A 17985-nucleotide genomic window follows, 5' to 3' on the forward strand; every position below is an offset into this window, starting at 1 on the left:
TTGGTAGAATTCAGGTGCAGGGAGCAAGCCGGTACTTCTCCCTGCATCATACCCCTGGTGATCGGCTATGTCGTTCCAGCCCCGTCAGGCCGGCATGAAGGCCGGTTCGGCGGGCTGTTGCACGATGGGTGGGGCGTGCCACCGGCCTGCATCGACATCGCTGATCTCCTGGTCGATCTCACCCACGACCTGCCGCGCGAACGGGCCGAGATGCAGATACAGCGCACTGGTCATGACCACATAGGGCAGCGCTTTCGGGTTATGCCGCGCACAGTCCAGCATCATGCGCCAGAACTGCCCGGCCGTTCCCGGCCCCGCACGGTGAATGCGAAAAACCAGCCGGAAAAAGCTGCGCAGATCGCCGCGTATCATCTTGTGACCGCGCTCGCGCCTGAGCATCCGGCCCAGCCGACGGACACGGTCGAAATAGGCGGCGGGGTCGTAAATGCCCTTGAGCACCGTGCGATAGTCGTTCAGCACGTCCCGGCGTGGCCGCTTTGTCTCGAAGTTCAGCCCCGCGGTGCACTGGTCCCCTGATTGCGTCTGCTCACTGCCCGAGAACAGGCGCCCTTCGGCCAGCAGGCGGCGGGTGAGCTGCGTTGTGGGCAGGGCATAAAGCAGGCCGACCATGCAGACCGGAATGGCCGTATCCTCGATACATGCGATCATGCCTGCCGCGACGCTGTTTTTTTCGCTGTCGAAGCCGACAATGAAGCCCGCATTCACGAAAATCCCGGCTTCATAGATCTTCTCGACACTTTGTTGCAGGCTGCGCCGGGTATTCTGCTTTTTCTGCGCCATGACCAGCGTGTCCGTATCCGGGCTTTCGATCCCGATGAACACGGCAAAGAAATTGGTCTCCGACAGGCCCCGCAGCAGATCTGTATCGTCTGCGAGGTTGATGGAGGCTTCAGTCGAAAATTCGAACGGAAACTTCTTTTTCTCCTGCCAGCTTTTCAGTTCCGGCAGGAATTTCTTGAGCGCCTTTTTATTGCCGATCAGATTGTCATCGACAAAATCGACATGGCCCCGATAGCCCAGGGCGTACAGGGCGTCGAGTTCAGCCAGAACCTGTTCGTTCGTCTTGGTGCGCGGCACCCGGCCATAGAGTTCGATAATATCGCAGAATTCGCAACTGAACGGGCACCCGCGTGAAAACTGGATACCGACATGCAGGTACTGGTCCAGCTTCAGCAGATCGAAGCGGGGCAGCGGGCTGCGGGTCACGTCGGTCTTGCCCATCGGCGCTTCGAACACGCCTTCGGTGGCACCGCCGTTCCACGCCGCGATAAAGTCGCCCATGATCTCCTCCGCCTCCCCCAGAACCTGGAAGTTCGCGGCACTGTAGAGAGCCGGGCTGGACGTGACATCGGGGCCACCAATCACCACCGGCTTGCCCAGCCCCCGGCAGAGTTCGATCAGGTGCAGGGCGTCGTTTCTCTGGGGCAGCATGCCGCCGGTCATCACCAGATCGGCCCAGCCCAGATCGTCATCGCTCAAATGCTCGGTATTGCGGTTGACCAGCCTGATCTCCCAGTTCTGGGGGAGCAGGGCCGCCACGGTAATCAGCCCGAGGGGTGCGGCCGGGTAACGCGCGCCCGCCAGGTCGCAGGTCTCCTTATAGTTCCAGAACGAGCTTGCGTTGAAAAGCGGGAAGATCATCAGGACCCGGCATGTGGCGGGCCCGGTGGCAGGGCCGTTCAAATACGGTCCTGGTCACGATCAAAATGTCCTCCTCCCTGGGCCGGGGGGCACATGCGGAGGAACTGATCCACCCTGGGTGAAGCGATAGGCTGGCGAACGCTCATCATATGGATCTTCCATCTGGGTGAACGACGTTTCTACCCCCTTTACTTCGCAATAGCGATAGAAGAGCGTGCAGGCCGGCCCGAAATCGAGTCCGTCCCGCAGTTGATCCACCCGCCAGGGCGAACGCCTGCGGGTGCGGGCTGGTTCCGTGCCGTCAGCTCGCCTGCCAGAACGGCACAGAATCCTTATGGCCTGTCCCCCTGGCACGAAGACAATTCCATGACATTTCTGCGCGCGGCGTCAGTTTCGTACCCGGGCCAGCAGTGGCAGGCCCAAGGCCGGGTTGATCTGCATGTTCAGGGTCAGGCCGCATTGCATGGCCGTTCTGATCTCGGGCCTGAGCTTCTGGAACCCCAGTTGGTCCGGGTGCCAGATATATTCGAGATAGGGGGAAAGAACGACGCCCGGCGCTACATTGAAACCATAATTGAATTCCAGCATTGTTTCCGTGCTGCCCCATTTCGAGCCAGGCTGGACCTGCGCGAACTTTTCATCCATGTATTTGACAAGCTGGCGGTTCCATACGAACGACTGGACGACAAACCCCATATAATCCCGCGGTCGGGCCGCGAACGGGCCCCAGTCAAAAGCCCCGAGCACGAAACCATTTTTTATATTCTGTTCTCCGGAGGTGGAAAAGTTGGCCGCGCCAAACAGGATCAGGCCACGCGTTCCCTTGCGCTCGGGCTTCCACACCATCTGCTGTGCCTGCAGGTAGAAGGTGGTCCGCCCCCGACGCGACTGTGCCGTGCCCCCGTAGACCGCCCGATCGCGGCCGCTGGTATTGTGTAGCGGGTCGGAATACACAGCCGTATCGTAGACAAATCCCATATCGTAGGCGCGTGGATAAAGATCGTTGGAAAAATTGGTTCTGTAACCGCCTTCCACCGGAATATATTCGCCCTTGGCCTTGTCGAAACCCCAGTCATCGCCAGGCCAGGAATTATGGGGCACGGCGTTGAGCCATGGCTCCACCTCCCATATGCCGGCCTTGATATAGGTCTCCTTTGTCGGCTTTATGAGAAATCGCGTGCTCCAGGTTGATGTGGGCGCACCGGGCAGGGACCCGTTCACGGACAGGGCCGGGGCAATGGAGCACATGAAGGCGGAATACATGCAGTAAAGTTCCGAGCCTTCGAATTCACCGGTTTTCGGATTCGACCGGCCAGCCAGAATGAACAGGTGGTCATTGAACAGGGATTGATCCCAGGTGAATTCGCGCAGGTGAAAGCCGTCATGGTTGCCATACCAGGACAGATATCCCCAGTTTGTGCCGGTAAAGTCCCCCGCATGGCCCTGGCCCGCGATTTCATCGGTCAGGAAATGAATCTTGGCCCCCGGAATGCCGACAAGCTTGTGCATATCCAGGTCGATGCCGACGGCTGCGTTTTCATTGAAGAATGTGCCATGGTTGCTGCCACCGCTGGGTATTCCCGCAAATTGCGATACGTTCCATCCGCTGAAATAAACACCCTTGCTGGCAAGAAAGTCGCCGGTTTTCATGATGGGTTCGGCATGAAGCGTGAATAAAAAAGGCTGCTTTGCCGGTTTATCCCCATTGACCGATGGTACGTTGGGAATACCGCCAGGCGTATTGATCGCGGGCACCAGGGCCGGAACCCCCGGGTCCGTGAAACGCGGGGCGTTTTTCTCGTCCGAAAGGTTTTTCTTCCCCAATACCATGATGTTCTCCCCCGGAGGCGCGGGGGTTTTCGCGATATCCTGTGCATTGGAGACAGAAAACATGAACAGAACAGACACGGATGCAGATGTCATGACACAGCCGTATCTGCGCGCCAGGTGCATGCACATGGACATTCCCTCCAAAATTGGTGATGTTTGCGGTTTTGCTTTTTTTCGCCTGGTATCGGGCGTTGTTATTTTTGTTTCGTGTATAAAGAGATCGCGATTATTGCGACAAATGTCAGCGGGACAGTAAAGATGGCCGGCGGATCCCACGGGAACACGGCCGCTGGATGGTTGAGCGTTTTCACCCAGACGGACGGCCCCAGAAGTGTCAGCCCGAATGCGGAAACCAGCCCGATAATGCCGCCATATAACGCGCCCGCTGTCGTAATGCCGTCCCAGCGCAGGGCAAGCAGCAGGACGGGAAAATTCGCGCTGGCCGCAATGGAAAGGGCAAGCCCGACCATATAGGCCACGTTCTGGTTGCGAAAAATGATGCCCAGTGCGATGGCCGCGCCCCCAATGACCAGGGTAGCCGCGCGCATGACGGCAAGTTCGTGTTTTTCGCTTTTGCTGCCGACAAGACACGCATAAAGATCATGCGAAATCGTGGATGCGCCCGAAAGGGTCAGGCCAGCCACGACGGCCAGAATGGTTGCAAAGGCAATGGCGGAAATAAACCCCATGAGCGCGCTGCCACCCACGGCGTAAGCCAGGTGCATGGTGACCATGTTCGCTCCGCCGCGCAGGGCCCCCGATACGGTATGGAAGGCCGGATTGGGCATGACCAGGCCGATGGCGCCGAACCCGATAATAAAGACCATCAGGAAAAAGACACCGTTGAACAGACAGGCGTAGAATATGGAAACCCGCGCGGTCTTCACATCGGGAACGGTAAAGAACCGCATGAGTATATGCGGCAGGCCGGATGTTCCGAACATGAGCGCAATGCCCAGCGACAGGCCGGAAACCGGGTCACGGCTGAGGGCGGAGGGGGCCAGAATGGCCGCATGATGCGGGTGAATGGCAACCGCCGTTCCCAGCAGTTCGCCCAGGCTGAAATGGAACCGCGCCAGGGTCAGGCCGGCGACAAGGGCCGTGCCGCACAACAGCAGAACGGCCTTGATGATCTGGACCCAGCTTGTGGCCAGCATACCGCCGAAAATGACGTAACAGACCATAAGCCCGCCGACAAAAACGATGGCCACATTGTAGTTCAGCCCGAAAAGCAGTTGCACAAGCTGGCCCGCCCCAACCATTTGGGCGATCAGATAAAACGCAATGACAATCAGGGACGATAGCGCGGAAAAAATGCGGATCGGCCGTTCGGACACGCGTGTGGACAAGGCGTCGGCAAAAGTGAACCGGCCCAGGCGGCGCAATCTCTCGGCCACCAGGGCCAGGACGATAGGCCAGCCCGACACGAAGCCGATACCGTAGAGCATGCCGTCAAACCCGACCTGGGTGATCATGGCGGAAACGCCCAGAAGGGCTGCCGCGGACATGAAATCGCCGGCGATGGCAAGGCCGTTTCCCAAGGCGGACATGTTGCCGCCACCGGTATAGAATTCGGAACTGCTGCGCGACCGCCGGGCCGCCCAGTACGTAACGCCAAGCGTTATAAGCACAAAGACAAGGAAGAATTCCAAGGAGATGGGGTTGATCTGGGTGTTATCCATCGTGGTGCCCATCCTGCGCGTTCGAGACGAGAACATAGATCCCTGTGGACACGATCAGGAAGATCAGCAGGGACGCACCAAGAAGGAACGACCAGGGAATGCCCAGAACGGCAGGACTTGCCAGCATGGCCGGGACAAGTATTCCTGCAAAAAGAAAGCCGTAATATGCCACGGATACGGATGACACGAGAATAATATCGGGGCCCTTGCCGGCCTTTTGCGGTGCCTGTTTACTTTCGCGTGGATAATCCAGCATTTGGTTATCCCTTTATTCAGTGAATTTACTTTATCATATACAAATCGTATCGATATCGGAATGCTGTATTTTTGCAAGACGCGATGCAAAAATTCGATCTAGGATCGCAACCGGATTTGAGAAATTGTTTTCAGGAGACAGAATAAAGGAGATTTGTCATGGAAGCCGCCCGCCCGATATCCGTGGCCGCAGCGCATGCCGCACCCGTTTGGATGCAGCCGTCCCAGAGCGTTGAAAAGGCCATATCCCTGATGGAAGAAGCCGCATTGCATGGCGCGTCCTTCATCGTGTTTCCTGAAAGCTATCTTTCGGGCTTTCCGATCTGGACAGCCCTTGCCGCACCCATCGTGACCCATGACTTCTTCCAGACGTTCGCCAAGGTCGCGATCCGCGCGGATGGTCCTGAAATCATCGCCATCCGGGAAGCGGCGAGCCGCCTTGGCCTTATTGTGCAGATGGGTTTTACGGAAGGGACCGATATGTCGGTGGGCTGCCTGTGGAACAGCACGCTGCTGATCGGTGACGATGGCAGCGTACTGAACCATCATCGCAAACTGGTTCCCACCTATTATGAAAAGATGGTCTGGACCCCCGGAGACGGCGCGGGCCTGCGCGTGGTCCAGACCCCCATCGGGCGGATCGGCGGGCTGATATGTGGTGAAAACACCAATCCGCTGGCCCGTTACGCGCTGATGGCCCAGGGCGAGCAACTGCATACCGCATGCTTCCCGCCTGTCTGGCCCACGCGCCTGCCCGGCGATGGCGCGGGATACGATATTGCCGAAGCCATAAGGATACGCTGCGGCGCCCATAGTTTTGAAGCCAAATGCTTTACCATCGTCGCATCGGGCGTGCTGGATGACGCCGCGATCAACGATGTGGGCCGGTTATCGGCCGATGCCGAACGGGCCCTGCGTGAAACACCGCGCGCGGTATCCATGATCATCGGCCCCGACGGGCGCATGATCGGCGCCCCCCGATCCGAGGAAGGGCTCCTTTACGCCACCATCAATCTGGATGACTGTATCGAGCAGAAGCAGTTTCAGGATGTCGTGGGCTATTACAATCGTTTCGATGTGTTCCGTCTCCAGATTGACCGCGAACGCCGTCAACCTCTATATTTTGGCGAGATACCGCGATTTTCCCCTATAGGAAAATAGGCCGGGCAGTTGATCCTGTGGGAGAGGATCTACGAAAGGCGGTGGGCTGTGACCTTCGACTGGAACGATTTGCGGATTTTTCTTGAACTCAGTCGCCAGGGCCGCCTTACTCCCACAGCCAGAAGATTGAAGGTGGACACAGCCACGGTCTCCCGCCGGATTGCGGAGCTTGAACGCGCGCTGGAACTCAGGCTGTTCGATCGCTCGGCCAGTGGCTTTACCCTGACCAAGGCGGGCGAATGGCTGCTGCCCAAGGCGGAAGCCATACAGTCCCACGCGAACGAGATCGCCCTGGGGCTGGATGGCAACGGCGCCGCAACGGGCTGCGTGCGGATTGCCATGATGGAGGGGATCGGCAGCCAGTACGTCGCCTGCCGCATAGGCGACCTTTCAGCAAACCACCCCGGGCTGATGGTCGAACTGGTGACATCCCCCATGATCCTGAACCTGACCCGGCGGGAAGCGGATATCAGCCTGTCTTTCGTGCCGATCAGCGGCCCCCGGCTGACCATCAAGCCGATAGGAAAATTCTCCCTCTTCCTGTACGCGTCACCCGATTACCTGGCCCGCAGGGGCGTGCCCAGAACCATGGCGGATCTCAAGAACCATGACTTCGTGGATTATGTGGAAGACCTGATCCAGATTCGCGAAGTGCATTGGCTGCTCGATGTCATCAAGAACCCGCGTGTGGTGTTTCGGTCCTCGTCCATGCTGGCACAGCAGGCGGCGGCGGCTCATGGTGCCGGCCTGGCATTCCTGCCATCCTTTTCCGCCGAGCCCGATAAAAGGCTGGTCTCGGTCATGAAAACCGTCGCCCGGGCGGAGCGCTCCATTTATCTGGGCATTCACGATGAACTCGATGGCCTGCCCCGCATCCGCATAGTGTCGAAATTCCTCGAAGACATGATCCGCAACGACACGCGGTTTCTGATGCAGACATAGCCCGGCGCGCACCCTTACATGAAAGGAAGCGGCCCGCGCGTGAGGGGGTGCCGCCATGCCATAATTCATGCTGCGATGATTTTTTGCCAGATCCTACAGTCAGGCGCGCCGTAGCACGCTAGACTGCGCCCAGGTTCGATCTGGAGCAGCTTGATGACACAGAATTCCGACACGCGCGATTTGGGCACGCGGCCCGTGGACAAGGCCGGCTTTGTCCGGGTGCGTGGCGCGCGTGAGCATAATCTGCGCGATGTCAATGTCGATGTCCCGCGTGACACGATGGTGGTGTTCACCGGCGTTTCGGGCTCGGGCAAGTCCTCCCTGGCCTTTGGCACCCTGTATGCCGAAGCGCAGCGCCGTTATCTGGAATCCGTCTCCCCCTATGCGCGGCGGCTGTTCCAGCAGATGCCGGTCCCCGATGTGGATACGGTGGATGGCCTGCCCCCGGCCATTGCCCTGCAACAGCAGCGCGGCGGCAGTTCCAGCCGGTCGTCGGTCGGCAGTATCACTACGCTGTCGAACCTGCTGCGCATGCTGTATTCGCGCGCGGGCACCTATCCGCCCGGCCTTGCCCGGCTGGAAGCCGAAGCCTTTTCGGCCAACACCCCCATGGGGGCCTGCCCGCGCTGCCACGGTCTGGGCCGCGTGCATGACGTGACCGAGGCATCCCTCGTGCCCGACCCCGGCCTTTCGATCCGCGACCGGGCGGTGGCGGCGTGGCCCACCGCGTGGCAGGGGCAGAACCTGCGCGATATCCTGATCACGCTGGGCATCGATGTCGACTGCCCCTGGCGCGACCTGCCCGCCAAGACGCGGGACTGGATCCTGTTCACGGATGAAACGCCCACCGTGCCGGTTTACCCCGGCTTTACGCATGAGCAGGTGCAGCGTGCCATCGCCAAGGGGCTGGAACCCGCCTACCAAGGCACGTTCTCGGGTGCACGCCGCTACGTGACGCAGACTTTCGCCAATTCGCAAAGTGCGACCATGCGCAAGCGGGCGGAATCCTTCATGATCTCGGCGGACTGCCCGCTCTGCCACGGCCAGCGGCTGAACCCCGACGCCCTGCGGGTGACGTTTTCGGGCATGAATATCGCAACACTGGGGGCCCTGCCGCTCGAACGCATTGCCTCAATTCTGGCCCCGGTGGCCCACACGCCCGACAGCGCGGATGATGACGCAACAGCCATTGCCGCCCGACGTATTGCCGCGGATATCATCGCGCGGATCGACGTGCTGGACCAGCTCGGGCTTGGCTACCTGCAAATGGACCGGGGGGCGCAAACCCTCTCGCCCGGGGAATACCAGCGCCTGCGGCTTGGCACGCAGATCCATTCCAGCCTGTTCGGCGTGGTCTATGTGCTGGACGAACCCTCATCCGGCCTGCACCCGGCCGATACCCAGGCCTTGCTGGCGGCACTCGACCGGTTGCGCGCGGCGGGCAATTCACTGTTCCTGGTCGAACACAACCTCGATGTCATCCGCCAGGCGGAATGGATTGTCGATGTCGGCCCGCAGGCGGGTGAGCGCGGCGGACAGGTGCTGTATTCCGGCCCGCCCGAAGGCCTGCGCGACGTAGCGGATTCCCGCACCCGGCATTACGTGTTCGCAAGCCCCGAACCGGTGTCCCACACCCCGCGCACGCCCAAGGGCTGGCTGCGCCTGGCCGATATCGAATGGAACAACCTGCACAGGCTGGAAGCGGCTTTTCCGCTGGGCACGTTTACCTCTGTCACGGGTATTTCGGGCTCGGGCAAGTCTTCGCTGGTCAGCCACGCCCTGACCACCATCGTCGCGCGCGCCCTGGGCCAGGCCCTGCCCACGGCTGATGCGGAAGAAGACACGACCCAGGCCCCCCGCGCCGCCGAAACCCACCCCGAAGGCCGCGTGGTCTCGGGGCTGGAGGGCATAAGCCGCCTGGTGGTGATCGACCAGAAACCCATCGGCCGCACGCCGCGCTCCAACCTTGCCACTTATACCGGCCTGTTCGACATGGTGCGCAAGCTCTTTGCCCGCACGGAGCTTGCCCGCGCGCGCGGGTATGATGCCGGGTGGTTTTCGTTCAACCTGGCAAAAGGCCGCTGCCCGCGCTGCGAAGGGGCGGGTTCGGTCATGGTCGAACTGCTGTTCCTGCCCAGCGTCTACGCACCCTGCCCGGTCTGCCATGGCAGCCGCTACCGGCCAGAGGTGCTGGACGTCAAATACCAGGACCGTTCCATAGCCGATATCCTGGGCATGACGGTCGATCAGGCCTGCACGTTCTTCGAAGACCAGCCCGGACCATTTGCCTGCCTGTCCACCTTGCGCAAGGGCGGGCTGGGCTATCTGCGCCTGGGCCAGCCCGCGACCGAACTGTCAGGGGGGGAAGCCCAACGCATCAAACTGGCGACGGAGCTGCAAAAACAGCGGCGCGGGCATGTGCTGTATGTGCTGGACGAACCCACGACCGGGCTGCACCCCTCGGACGTGGACCGACTGATGGCGCATTTGCAGGAACTGGTGGAAGGCGGGAACACGGTCATTGTCGCCGAACACGACATGCGGCTGGTGGCGCGCGGCGACTGGGTGATCGATATCGGCCCCGGTGCGGGCGACAAGGGTGGCACGATCGTTGCCGCAGGCCCCCCTGCCACGGTTGCGCGCAACGCCGCAAGCCGCACCGCCCCCTTCCTGGCCCGCGCCCTGCATCTGGATTAGGAGAGAAGCACGCAGGGCTCAGGACCGGCCCTGCTCCAGCACGCGGCGGGTCAGTTCGATGGAGGGCACGGTCTCGGGCATGAGAACGGGCGGCTTGTGCCGGATCAGCTTCCAGCCGATCACCATCAGCACCGCCAGGATGGGGCTCAGGGCAATGGTCAACGTGCCATCGGGGTAATCGAACGCCATCAGCACCAGAACGGCGGCCAGAAACCCAAGCGTCAGCCAGGCGGTAAAGGGCGCACCCGGCATGCGGAACGGGCTGGGTGGGGCCGCCCCACGCCTGACCGCGCGGCGATAGGCGATCTGGCTGGCCAGAATGAACCCCCAGGTGCTGATAATGCCCAAAGCGGAAATGTTCAGCACAATCTCGAACACCTGCGCGGGCACGATATAATTGAGCACCACCCCCAGCAGATAGATTGAAACAGTCAGGAAAATCCCGGCCGACGGCACGGACTGGCGGTTCATGTAGGCGAGAAAGCGCGGGGCGGACCCGCCAAGGGCCAGGGCGCGCAGCACACGGGCGGTGGAATACAGGCCCGAATTCAGGCTGGACAGGGCGGCTGTCAGCACCACGAGGTTCATAGCCGTATCCACCCCCGGCACGCCAAGCGCCTGAAAGAACGTAACGAAGGGCGAGACACCGCCTTTATACGCCGTCCAGGGCAGCAGGCAGACCAGCAGCACGACGGAGCCCACGTAAAACAGCGCGATACGCCAGATCACGCTGTTGATGGCACCGGGCAGGATCTCACGCGCGTTTTCGCATTCCCCCGCTGCCGTGCCCAGCATTTCTATGCCCGAATAGGCAAACACCACACCCTGTACAAGCACCAGTGCGGGCAGGACGCCATGGGGGAAAATACCGCCGTTATCGGTAATCAGGTGCAGGCCCGTGGCGTGGCCGGCTACCGGCACGCGCACGCCCAGGATAACGGCCCCCACGACCAGGAACACCGCAAGGGCCGCCACCTTGATCAGGGAAAACCAGAATTCCATTTCGCCAAAATACTTGACGCCCACCATGTTCATGCTGGTGACGACACACAGCGCGCCAAGGGCGAAAACCCATTGCGGCACCCCGGCCAGCGGGGCCCAGAACTGCATGTACAGCGCCACGGCCGTAATATCGACAATGCCCGTCATGGCCCAGCTTAGAAAGGACATCCACCCCGCGACATAGGATGCCCGGTCCCCCAGAAATTCCTGCGCATAGGATACGAAACTGCCGCAGGTGGGGCGGTACATCGCCAGTTCACCCAGGGCGCGCAGGATCAGGAAGCAGAAAACGCCGCAGACCAGATAGACCACGGCAAGGGCCGGCCCCGTCGCTTGCAGGCGTGACCCCGCCCCAAGGAAAAGCCCCGTCCCGATCGCCCCGCTGATCGCGATCATCTGCACCTGCCGCTTGCCCAGCGCCTTGTGGTAGCCGTCCTCCGCAACTGCGGCGGGCGGCTGGGCGGGACCGGATGTGTGAACGGGTGTGGCCATTCAAGGGGCTCCTGCCTGAACTTTTCCGCTTTTGGCGCCGGGCCGGGTGCGGCCCGCATGGCCTTGCGCGCTGCGCCGCATGCGTCGGCACCCATGATCCCCGGCCCGGCACGTAGCAAGGCAAAGGGACCAGCGTCCCGCGCCCCGGTCGTTGCGGATTGGAAACAGTGTGTCAGACAAAAACCCGCCAGGCAAGCGGCGTGGTTACGCGAGGTCCCGGAACATCACAAATGCGTCAACAAATCCCGCGCTGGGATGTTCGAACGCATGGGGCAGGCGCCCCACGATCTCGAACCCCAGGGCCGACCACAGGCCGACCGCGCGCACATTGGTGGCGACGACAAAATTGAACTGCATGGCCCGAAACCCCCACAGCCGCGCCATTTCCATGGAATGGGCGCACATGGTCCGGGCAATGCCACGCCCGGCATGCGCCGCCGCGGTCATGTAGCCGCAGTTGCAGACATGGCGGCCGCCCCCGCGCTGGTTGGGGCGCAGATAGTACGACCCGACAACCTGCCCGTCTTCCGCCGCCACGAAGGTTTCCTTGTCCGACCCCAGCCAGTAGGCCATGGCGTCGCCCTCGGTCATGTCCCGGTCCAGGGCATAGGTTTCCCCCGCGCGGATCACCGGTTCCATAATGGCCCAGATGGCGGGGCGATCCTCTGCGCTGGCGGGACGAACGATCATGCGGGACACCTTGGAAATCTGCCCCGGGGGGCATGGGCCAGAAGCGGCGAATGGGGCGGACAGGCGGGCGGGCCCCCCGGTCCACAAGAGTCGACAACCAGATCGAACATGGACCGGATACCGCGCGGGGTGAAGTGCGGCGGCCCAAAATCCTAACGGCTCACAAAGTATTGCGTGAGGATAGAAGTATTACAAGAATCGTTACGGCGTCAATTTCGACCAACATTGCGCAGATAATCGGATTTAAAAAGATTACAAGAGGTGACAGGTGTTCTCCATGACTGTCCCGTTTCCGACACTTGTTCTGATATTGATTTATTACAATAAATTAACTTGCTGATACTTGATACGCACGGATAGCTTTCCGCTGCGATTAGTTAACTTTTTAAAGTTGCTCCGTTTTACCTTGGATTTTACCCACGCCAAATCCTGCTCTGCCAGGAATTAGCGTGTACATCTTACTGCTCTGCCCCGCCACCTGAATAGGCCGTACTTTCAGGGGCTTTGTCGTGTACTGCGTGTACTGCATTTGAGAGAAAGAAGCTGTCGTGTTCAAAGCCGGTTCCCGTCTGATCTGGTCTGTCAGCGCGCTTAGCGTGGCAGGCTGGATGGCCTTGACAAATAGCCCCGCCGCATGGAGCGCATCTGCCCAGGAATCCGCACCGTATGAAGTGCCGGAACGCCCCAGCGCACCGCTCTCCCCCTCGGATGTGTCCCTTAACGCACCGGCAGGTCGTGCACCGGCCACAGCGCCAGCGGCCGCCGTACCGGGGCCCAGCGTGCCCGCCACGGGCAGGCCGGCAGCCGCAAGCCCTTATGGCAGCAGCGCTGCCGCCTCCCCCAGCGGCATGCCCCAGCCTGCGGATCTGCCGCCGCCGGCCATTCCCGCATCCGACACGATGCAGGCACCCCCTGCCCCGGCCAATCCGGCCCCCAACGCCCAGCCGGGCACGGGCTATGCGCCCCCGGGCACCTACCCGGCCCCGGCCTATTCCGGCCAGCCCTATCCTGCCGGGGCTTATCCCAACGGGGCCTATCCGGGGGCGGGCTACCCCGCTGCCGGGCAGGCGTCCCAGGCCCCTGCCATGGCCGATACCGGGCTGACCCAGCCCGAAATCACCCGGACCCTGACCCTGCGCGACCTGGGCGTGCCCGCCCCCATGACGCTGCGCGGGTTCTCCCCTTTGCAGGGCCTGGATATTCCAATTCCCGCCGACGAGGTGGTGACACGCGCGCAGATCGTGCTCGACGGCGCATTGTCTCCCTCCCTGTTGCCCGAAGCCAGCAGCCTGACGCTGACCCTGAACGAACAATATGTGGGAACGGTTCAGGTCGATCCGAAAAATTCACGCTTCGGCCCCCTTGTTTTCGATATCGACCCCATCTTCTTTTCCCGCCTCAACCACCTGAACTTCCAGTTCGCGGGCGAATACCGGCGCGACTGCAACGACTTGCATAACGGGGTCCTTTGGGCGCGGGTTTCCGACCTTTCCAAAATTATCGTCACCACCGTCAAGCTGCCGCCCGTACGCAGGCTGGCCCATCTGCCCGCGCCATTCTTCGACAAGAACATGCATGACGTGCTGCGCGTGCCGTTCGTCTTCCCGCATGCCAGCGGCCAGGGCGACCTGAAAGCGGCGGGCATCGTGGCGTCCTGGTTCGGCAAGCTGGCCGATTTCCGCGGCACGTCCTTTCCCGCTTCCGCTGCGTTCCCCGCCACGGGCAATGCCGTGGAAATTGGCGAGAACATTCCCGTGGACAGCAACGGCACCCTGCCATCGGGCCCGACCCTGTTCGAAGCGGCGAACCCCAACGACCGCTGGGGCACCGTTCTGGTCATAACCGGGCGCAACCAGCAGGATGTGGAAATTGCCGCGCGTGTCCTGGCGTTTTCGTCCGACACGCTGGGCGACGTTCCCTACCGCGTGGTGGCCGATGTCAACCTAGACCCCCGCAAGCCCTACGATGCGCCGGCCTTCGTGCCCACCGATCGTATCGTGCGCTTTGGCGATATCGCGGCCGAAACCGACCTGCAACGCCAGGGTGGCGCCCCGCTGGGCATTTCCGTGCCGTTCCGCCTGCCGCCCGACCTGTTCCGGTGGAAACAGCATAGCTATCCGGTCAAGCTCAATATCCGCACACCCGCCGCCGCCGCCTTTGAACGCGAGGGCGCACGTTTTGACGTGCTGATCAACAACGCCTACGTACAGAGCTTCCCGCTCTTTTCAGACGCGATCTGGAAAAAGGCCGAAAACCATCTGCCCGGCCTGCAAAGCGGTGCAATGACCTTCAACGCCGTGCTGCCGCCCTGGCTGCTGTTCGGCGGGCGCAACCAGCTTGACCTGAGCTTTAACGTGCTGCCCATCGACCGTGGCGCCTGCCGCCGCGTGAACGATGACTTCATTGCCGAAGTGGATTCGGGCTCCACCTTCGATTTCCGCAAGAGCTACCATTACACCACCCTGCCCGACCTTGCGTATTTCGCGGGCTCCGCCTTTCCGTTTTCCAGAATGGCCGATTATTCCCAGACCGCGGTAGTGCTGCCGGCACAGCCCGACATGGGCGTGACCTCGGCCTTTCTTGAACTCATGGGCTTTCTGGGGTCGTCCACCCAGTATCCGGTCACGGGGATCGACATCGCCTCCAGCGCCGATCTGGGTGGCCTGTCCCAGTCCAAGGACATCATCCTGCTGTCCACCATCGACCAGTTGGGGGCTGCAAAGTCGCTTCTGTCGCGCTCGGCCTATGAAATCAACGGCCAGTCGATCCGGCTGGGGCAGAAAACCCTGCTCGATGGGCTGTGGTATCTGTTCCAGGAAAAGGACGCGGCGGGCCAGAACAACAATGCCCAACCTGTCCTGAACGCGCCGATCGTCAATGCATCGCTGCTGGTCGGCGGGGAATCGCCCTATACCAACCACCGTTCCGTTGTCGCCATTCTGGGCGACCATCCGGCGCAGCTCCAGCAGATGGTGGCCAGCCTGCGCGACCGCCAGCTCCTGCCCGCCGTGCAGGGCGACCTGGTGATCAAGAATGGTGCGGTACTCACGAACTATCGCAACGCCAACCGCTATACCGTGGGGTCCCTGCCGCTGTGGATCCGTATCGAGATGGCGCTTGAAGCGCATCTGCTGCTGCTTGCACTCGCCGGCTTGGCGGGCACGATCCTGCTCGCATACGGCACGGCCCGGTGGCTGAGGGCGCATGCCCGCCACAGGTTGCAGCGCCGCCTGCCCGGTGAGGATGAGCCCATCGATTCGTGACAATCGGGCCCCGGCCCGCCACGTCAGGATACTCCCCCGCAGGTGCAAGCCCTGCGGGGGTCTTTGTCGATTTAAGCCATTTCGACACGCATTAAGGGAGAAGGAACAGGATCATGAGCGCGCTTTTAGCCGGACTGACATTGCTGATCATCGGAGACAGCCACGTTACGTTCAAGGACTCCCTGCTTTCGATCCTGCCCGAAGCCTATACCGAGGCCGGCGCCAAGGTCGTGACCTATGGCGTATGTTCCTCCACCGCCGCGGACTGGGTGGTGCCCAACGCGAATAACGGGTGCGGTGCGGCCCAGCGCATCGGTGCGGCCCCCCTGGCCCCGCCCACCATGACACCGACCGCCCCGCCGCCGATCACATCGCTGATCGCGCAGTGGCACCCCGATGTCGTCATGGTGGTGCTGGGCGACACCATGGCCGCCTATGGGCAGAGCGAAATTTCCAAGAACTGGGCAGACGAACAGGTCAAGACCCTGACCATGACGCTGGGCAAGACCGCGTGCATCTGGATCGGGCCGACCTGGGGCGAATACAGCCCGCGCTACGGCAAGACCGACAAGCGTGCGCAGGAGATGGCCGATTTCCTTAAAGATGAAGTCGCACCCTGCACCTATATCGACGGCACGAAGCTGATGCAGCCCGGCAGCCCCAAGACGATCGACGGCGTGCATCTGACGCCGGCCAGCTACAAGGTATGGGGCAACGGCATCCTGCAACAGACCATGCCTGTTCTGGAAAAGCTCCGCAAAGGATAACGCCCCCGCGCGCCAGGGGCGTGCCGGGATCCTGTATCGTCTTATACGGCCACCCTGGCCGTTGAACCGTGGTGGTTAAGGTCATGTTGCTCTCGCTGGCGCCCGAAACATGGAAAACCAGGCTGAAGGCCGAGTTTTTTCCGCTCAATCGGCGTCGCGACATCGATGGCCTGCGCGGTCTGGCTGTGCTGCTGGTCATGATCTTTCATGCCGGCTGGCTGAAGGGTGGCTTTATCGGGGTCGATATCTTTATCGTCATATCCGGCTATTTCATGGGCCGTTCGGCGTTCATGCAGCATCCTTTCCGGCCGGAACGCTTTGTCTGGCGCCGCCTGTACAGGCTGGTGCCCGCCCTGCTGGTCATGATTGTCGTGGTCTGCGCCAGCATGCTGTGGTGGGTGCTGCAAAGCGATCGGGCCGATATCGCCCAGAACGGGGCCTATGCCCTGATCTACCTGTCCAATATCTGGGCCAGCCACCATGTGGGGTATTTCGAGGGGCAGAGCATCGCCTACCCGTTCCTGCACACCTGGTCGCTTTCGCTGGAAATGCAGTTCTACGTTGTCATTTTCCTGGTCGCTGTGCTGCTGCCCCGGCTCGGGAACCGGCGTGTCGTCCTGTATACGCTGCTGGGTGCGTCGTTCCTGTACAGCGTGTTCGCAAGCTACCGGGGCGACCACGCGGCCTATTACAGTATTTTCGCCCGGCTGTGGGAATTCTCGCTCGGCACGCTGATCTGGGTGCTGCCCGCCCTGCCGCAATCCCTGCTGCTGTCGGGGCTGTGCTACGCGGTAGCGGTGGCGGTGCTGGTCCTGTGCGGGGTGTTCTACGACCTGACCAATGCCTGCCCGTCGCTGATGGCCGTTCTGCCCTGTGTGGCGACCATGCTCATCATCATGCAGCCCCAGGCCATCACGCGCCGCGTGCTCGAACCGCTGGCACCGGTGGGGGTCATTTCCTACTCGCTTTACCTGTGGCACTGGCCCGCCATCGTGCTGGCGTCCTACCTGCTTTTTTTCCAGGTGCATGGCCTGACCATGGCGCTCGTGCTCTGCGGGGCGGTCGTTGCCGGCACGCTCAGCTACCTGTTCGTGGAACGGCCCATGCTCAGTTATGAGAACCGCGCCATGCCCTCCGCCGTGCGCCTGGGGGCTGGCGTCATGGTCGGGTTGTGCGGGGTCGCGGCCCTGGCGCTGGCCTGGCTTTCCTTCCTGTCACGCGTACATTGACAAGCAATGGTAAAGACCATGTCCAGCGCTCCTGACCTTTACAGCCCCGACCCAGCCCTGCCCGCTGCCCCCAGAACCGTGCGGCTCAGGGTCGTCTCCCGGCGGGAGCGCAAGCGCTTTGTGCTGCTGGGCACGCTGGGCGCCGTGTGGAGTGCAAGCCTTTCCTACGGGTTCGGGCAGACACCCGCGGGCACTGCGCCAGCACCTTCCGCATCCCCCGTGACAGCACCGCCGATGGGCACGGCCCCGACGGCCGCGGCCCCCGTGCCTGCGGCCACATCCGGTGCGCCCGCCCCTGCGGCGGTTCCCTGGG

The 17985-nt window shown here is 61.8% G+C and carries 12 protein-coding genes and 1 pseudogene; 7 read left to right on the forward strand and 6 right to left on the reverse strand.

Annotated features, from left to right (window positions below):
• Nucleotides 1-84: 84 nt before the first annotated feature.
• The 4 genes from J2D77_RS13505 to J2D77_RS13520 form a co-directional block, all read right to left on the reverse strand.
• The gene (locus J2D77_RS13505) at nt 85-1662 is read right to left on the reverse strand and encodes a B12-binding domain-containing radical SAM protein (RefSeq protein ID WP_207846838.1); all 1578 of its coding nucleotides are present in this window, start codon (nt 1660-1662) and stop codon (nt 85-87) included.
• Nucleotides 1663-2049: 387 nt separating this feature from the next.
• Nucleotides 2050-3585 (reverse strand): carbohydrate porin, encoded by a 1536-nt coding sequence (locus tag J2D77_RS13510; RefSeq protein ID WP_230975806.1) that lies wholly within the window; start codon nt 3583-3585, stop codon nt 2050-2052.
• Nucleotides 3586-3686: 101 nt separating this feature from the next.
• Nucleotides 3687-5174, reverse strand: coding sequence for a sodium:solute symporter family transporter (locus J2D77_RS13515; protein ID WP_207846840.1), 1488 nt, complete (start codon nt 5172-5174; stop codon nt 3687-3689).
• Nucleotides 5167-5430, reverse strand: a complete 264-nt coding sequence (locus J2D77_RS13520) for a DUF485 domain-containing protein (RefSeq protein WP_207846841.1) — start codon at nt 5428-5430, stop codon at nt 5167-5169. The genes J2D77_RS13515 and J2D77_RS13520 overlap by 8 nt, the downstream gene beginning before the upstream one ends.
• A 158-nt stretch (nt 5431-5588) precedes the next feature.
• Between J2D77_RS13520 and J2D77_RS13525 the strand changes: the two genes are divergently transcribed.
• The 3 genes from J2D77_RS13525 to J2D77_RS13535 all read left to right on the forward strand — a co-directional run bounded on the left by J2D77_RS13525 (nt 5589) and on the right by J2D77_RS13535 (nt 10229).
• Nucleotides 5589-6590, forward strand: a complete 1002-nt coding sequence (locus J2D77_RS13525) for a carbon-nitrogen hydrolase family protein (protein WP_207846842.1) — start codon at nt 5589-5591, stop codon at nt 6588-6590.
• A 48-nt stretch (nt 6591-6638) separates the two neighbouring features.
• Nucleotides 6639-7532, forward strand: coding sequence for a LysR family transcriptional regulator (locus J2D77_RS13530; RefSeq protein ID WP_207846843.1), 894 nt, complete (start codon nt 6639-6641; stop codon nt 7530-7532).
• A 153-nt stretch (nt 7533-7685) separates the two neighbouring features.
• Complete coding sequence (locus J2D77_RS13535) at nt 7686-10229, forward strand: excinuclease ABC subunit UvrA (protein ID WP_207846844.1); 2544 nt, start codon at nt 7686-7688, stop codon at nt 10227-10229.
• Nucleotides 10230-10247: 18 nt separating this feature from the next.
• Here J2D77_RS13535 and J2D77_RS13540 read toward each other — a convergent pair whose 3' ends face one another.
• Complete coding sequence (locus J2D77_RS13540) at nt 10248-11723, reverse strand: amino acid permease (protein ID WP_207846845.1); 1476 nt, start codon at nt 11721-11723, stop codon at nt 10248-10250.
• A 204-nt stretch (nt 11724-11927) separates the two neighbouring features.
• Complete coding sequence (locus J2D77_RS13545; protein WP_207846846.1) at nt 11928-12413, reverse strand: GNAT family N-acetyltransferase; 486 nt, start codon at nt 12411-12413, stop codon at nt 11928-11930.
• Between the two features lie 614 nt (nt 12414-13027).
• Here J2D77_RS13545 and J2D77_RS13550 point away from each other — a divergent pair.
• The 4 genes and pseudogenes from J2D77_RS13550 to J2D77_RS13565 form a co-directional block, all read left to right on the forward strand.
• On the forward strand, nt 13028-15676 hold the full coding sequence (locus tag J2D77_RS13550; RefSeq protein ID WP_207846847.1) for a cellulose biosynthesis cyclic di-GMP-binding regulatory protein BcsB: 2649 nt from the start codon (nt 13028-13030) through the stop codon (nt 15674-15676).
• 113 nt (nt 15677-15789) lie between these two features.
• The gene (locus J2D77_RS13555) at nt 15790-16443 is read left to right on the forward strand and encodes an SGNH/GDSL hydrolase family protein (RefSeq protein WP_207846848.1); all 654 of its coding nucleotides are present in this window, start codon (nt 15790-15792) and stop codon (nt 16441-16443) included.
• Nucleotides 16444-16526: 83 nt separating this feature from the next.
• Nucleotides 16527-17672, forward strand: a complete 1146-nt coding sequence (locus J2D77_RS13560; protein WP_230975807.1) for an acyltransferase family protein — start codon at nt 16527-16529, stop codon at nt 17670-17672.
• A gap of 18 nt (nt 17673-17690) precedes the next feature.
• A pseudogene (locus J2D77_RS13565) lies at nt 17691-17985 on the forward strand (hypothetical protein); the annotation flags it as partial.

Source organism: Acetobacter garciniae (assembly GCF_017377735.1).
GTDB classification, from domain to species: Bacteria; Pseudomonadota; Alphaproteobacteria; order Acetobacterales; family Acetobacteraceae; genus Acetobacter; species Acetobacter garciniae.

Coding starts and splice junctions, on each gene's coding strand:
- J2D77_RS13505 (WP_207846838.1), bottom strand. CDS start 1,662: ATGATCTTCCCGCTTTTCAACGCAAGCTCGTTCTGGAACTATAAGGAG.
- J2D77_RS13510 (WP_230975806.1), bottom strand. CDS start 3,585: ATGACATCTGCATCCGTGTCTGTTCTGTTCATGTTTTCTGTCTCCAAT.
- J2D77_RS13515 (WP_207846840.1), bottom strand. CDS start 5,174: ATGGATAACACCCAGATCAACCCCATCTCCTTGGAATTCTTCCTTGTC.
- J2D77_RS13520 (WP_207846841.1), bottom strand. CDS start 5,430: ATGCTGGATTATCCACGCGAAAGTAAACAGGCACCGCAAAAGGCCGGC.
- J2D77_RS13525 (WP_207846842.1), top strand. CDS start 5,589: ATGGAAGCCGCCCGCCCGATATCCGTGGCCGCAGCGCATGCCGCACCC.
- J2D77_RS13535 (WP_207846844.1), top strand. CDS start 7,686: ATGACACAGAATTCCGACACGCGCGATTTGGGCACGCGGCCCGTGGAC.
- J2D77_RS13540 (WP_207846845.1), bottom strand. CDS start 11,723: ATGGCCACACCCGTTCACACATCCGGTCCCGCCCAGCCGCCCGCCGCA.
- J2D77_RS13545 (WP_207846846.1), bottom strand. CDS start 12,413: ATGATCGTTCGTCCCGCCAGCGCAGAGGATCGCCCCGCCATCTGGGCC.
- J2D77_RS13555 (WP_207846848.1), top strand. CDS start 15,790: ATGAGCGCGCTTTTAGCCGGACTGACATTGCTGATCATCGGAGACAGC.
- J2D77_RS13560 (WP_230975807.1), top strand. CDS start 16,527: ATGTTGCTCTCGCTGGCGCCCGAAACATGGAAAACCAGGCTGAAGGCC.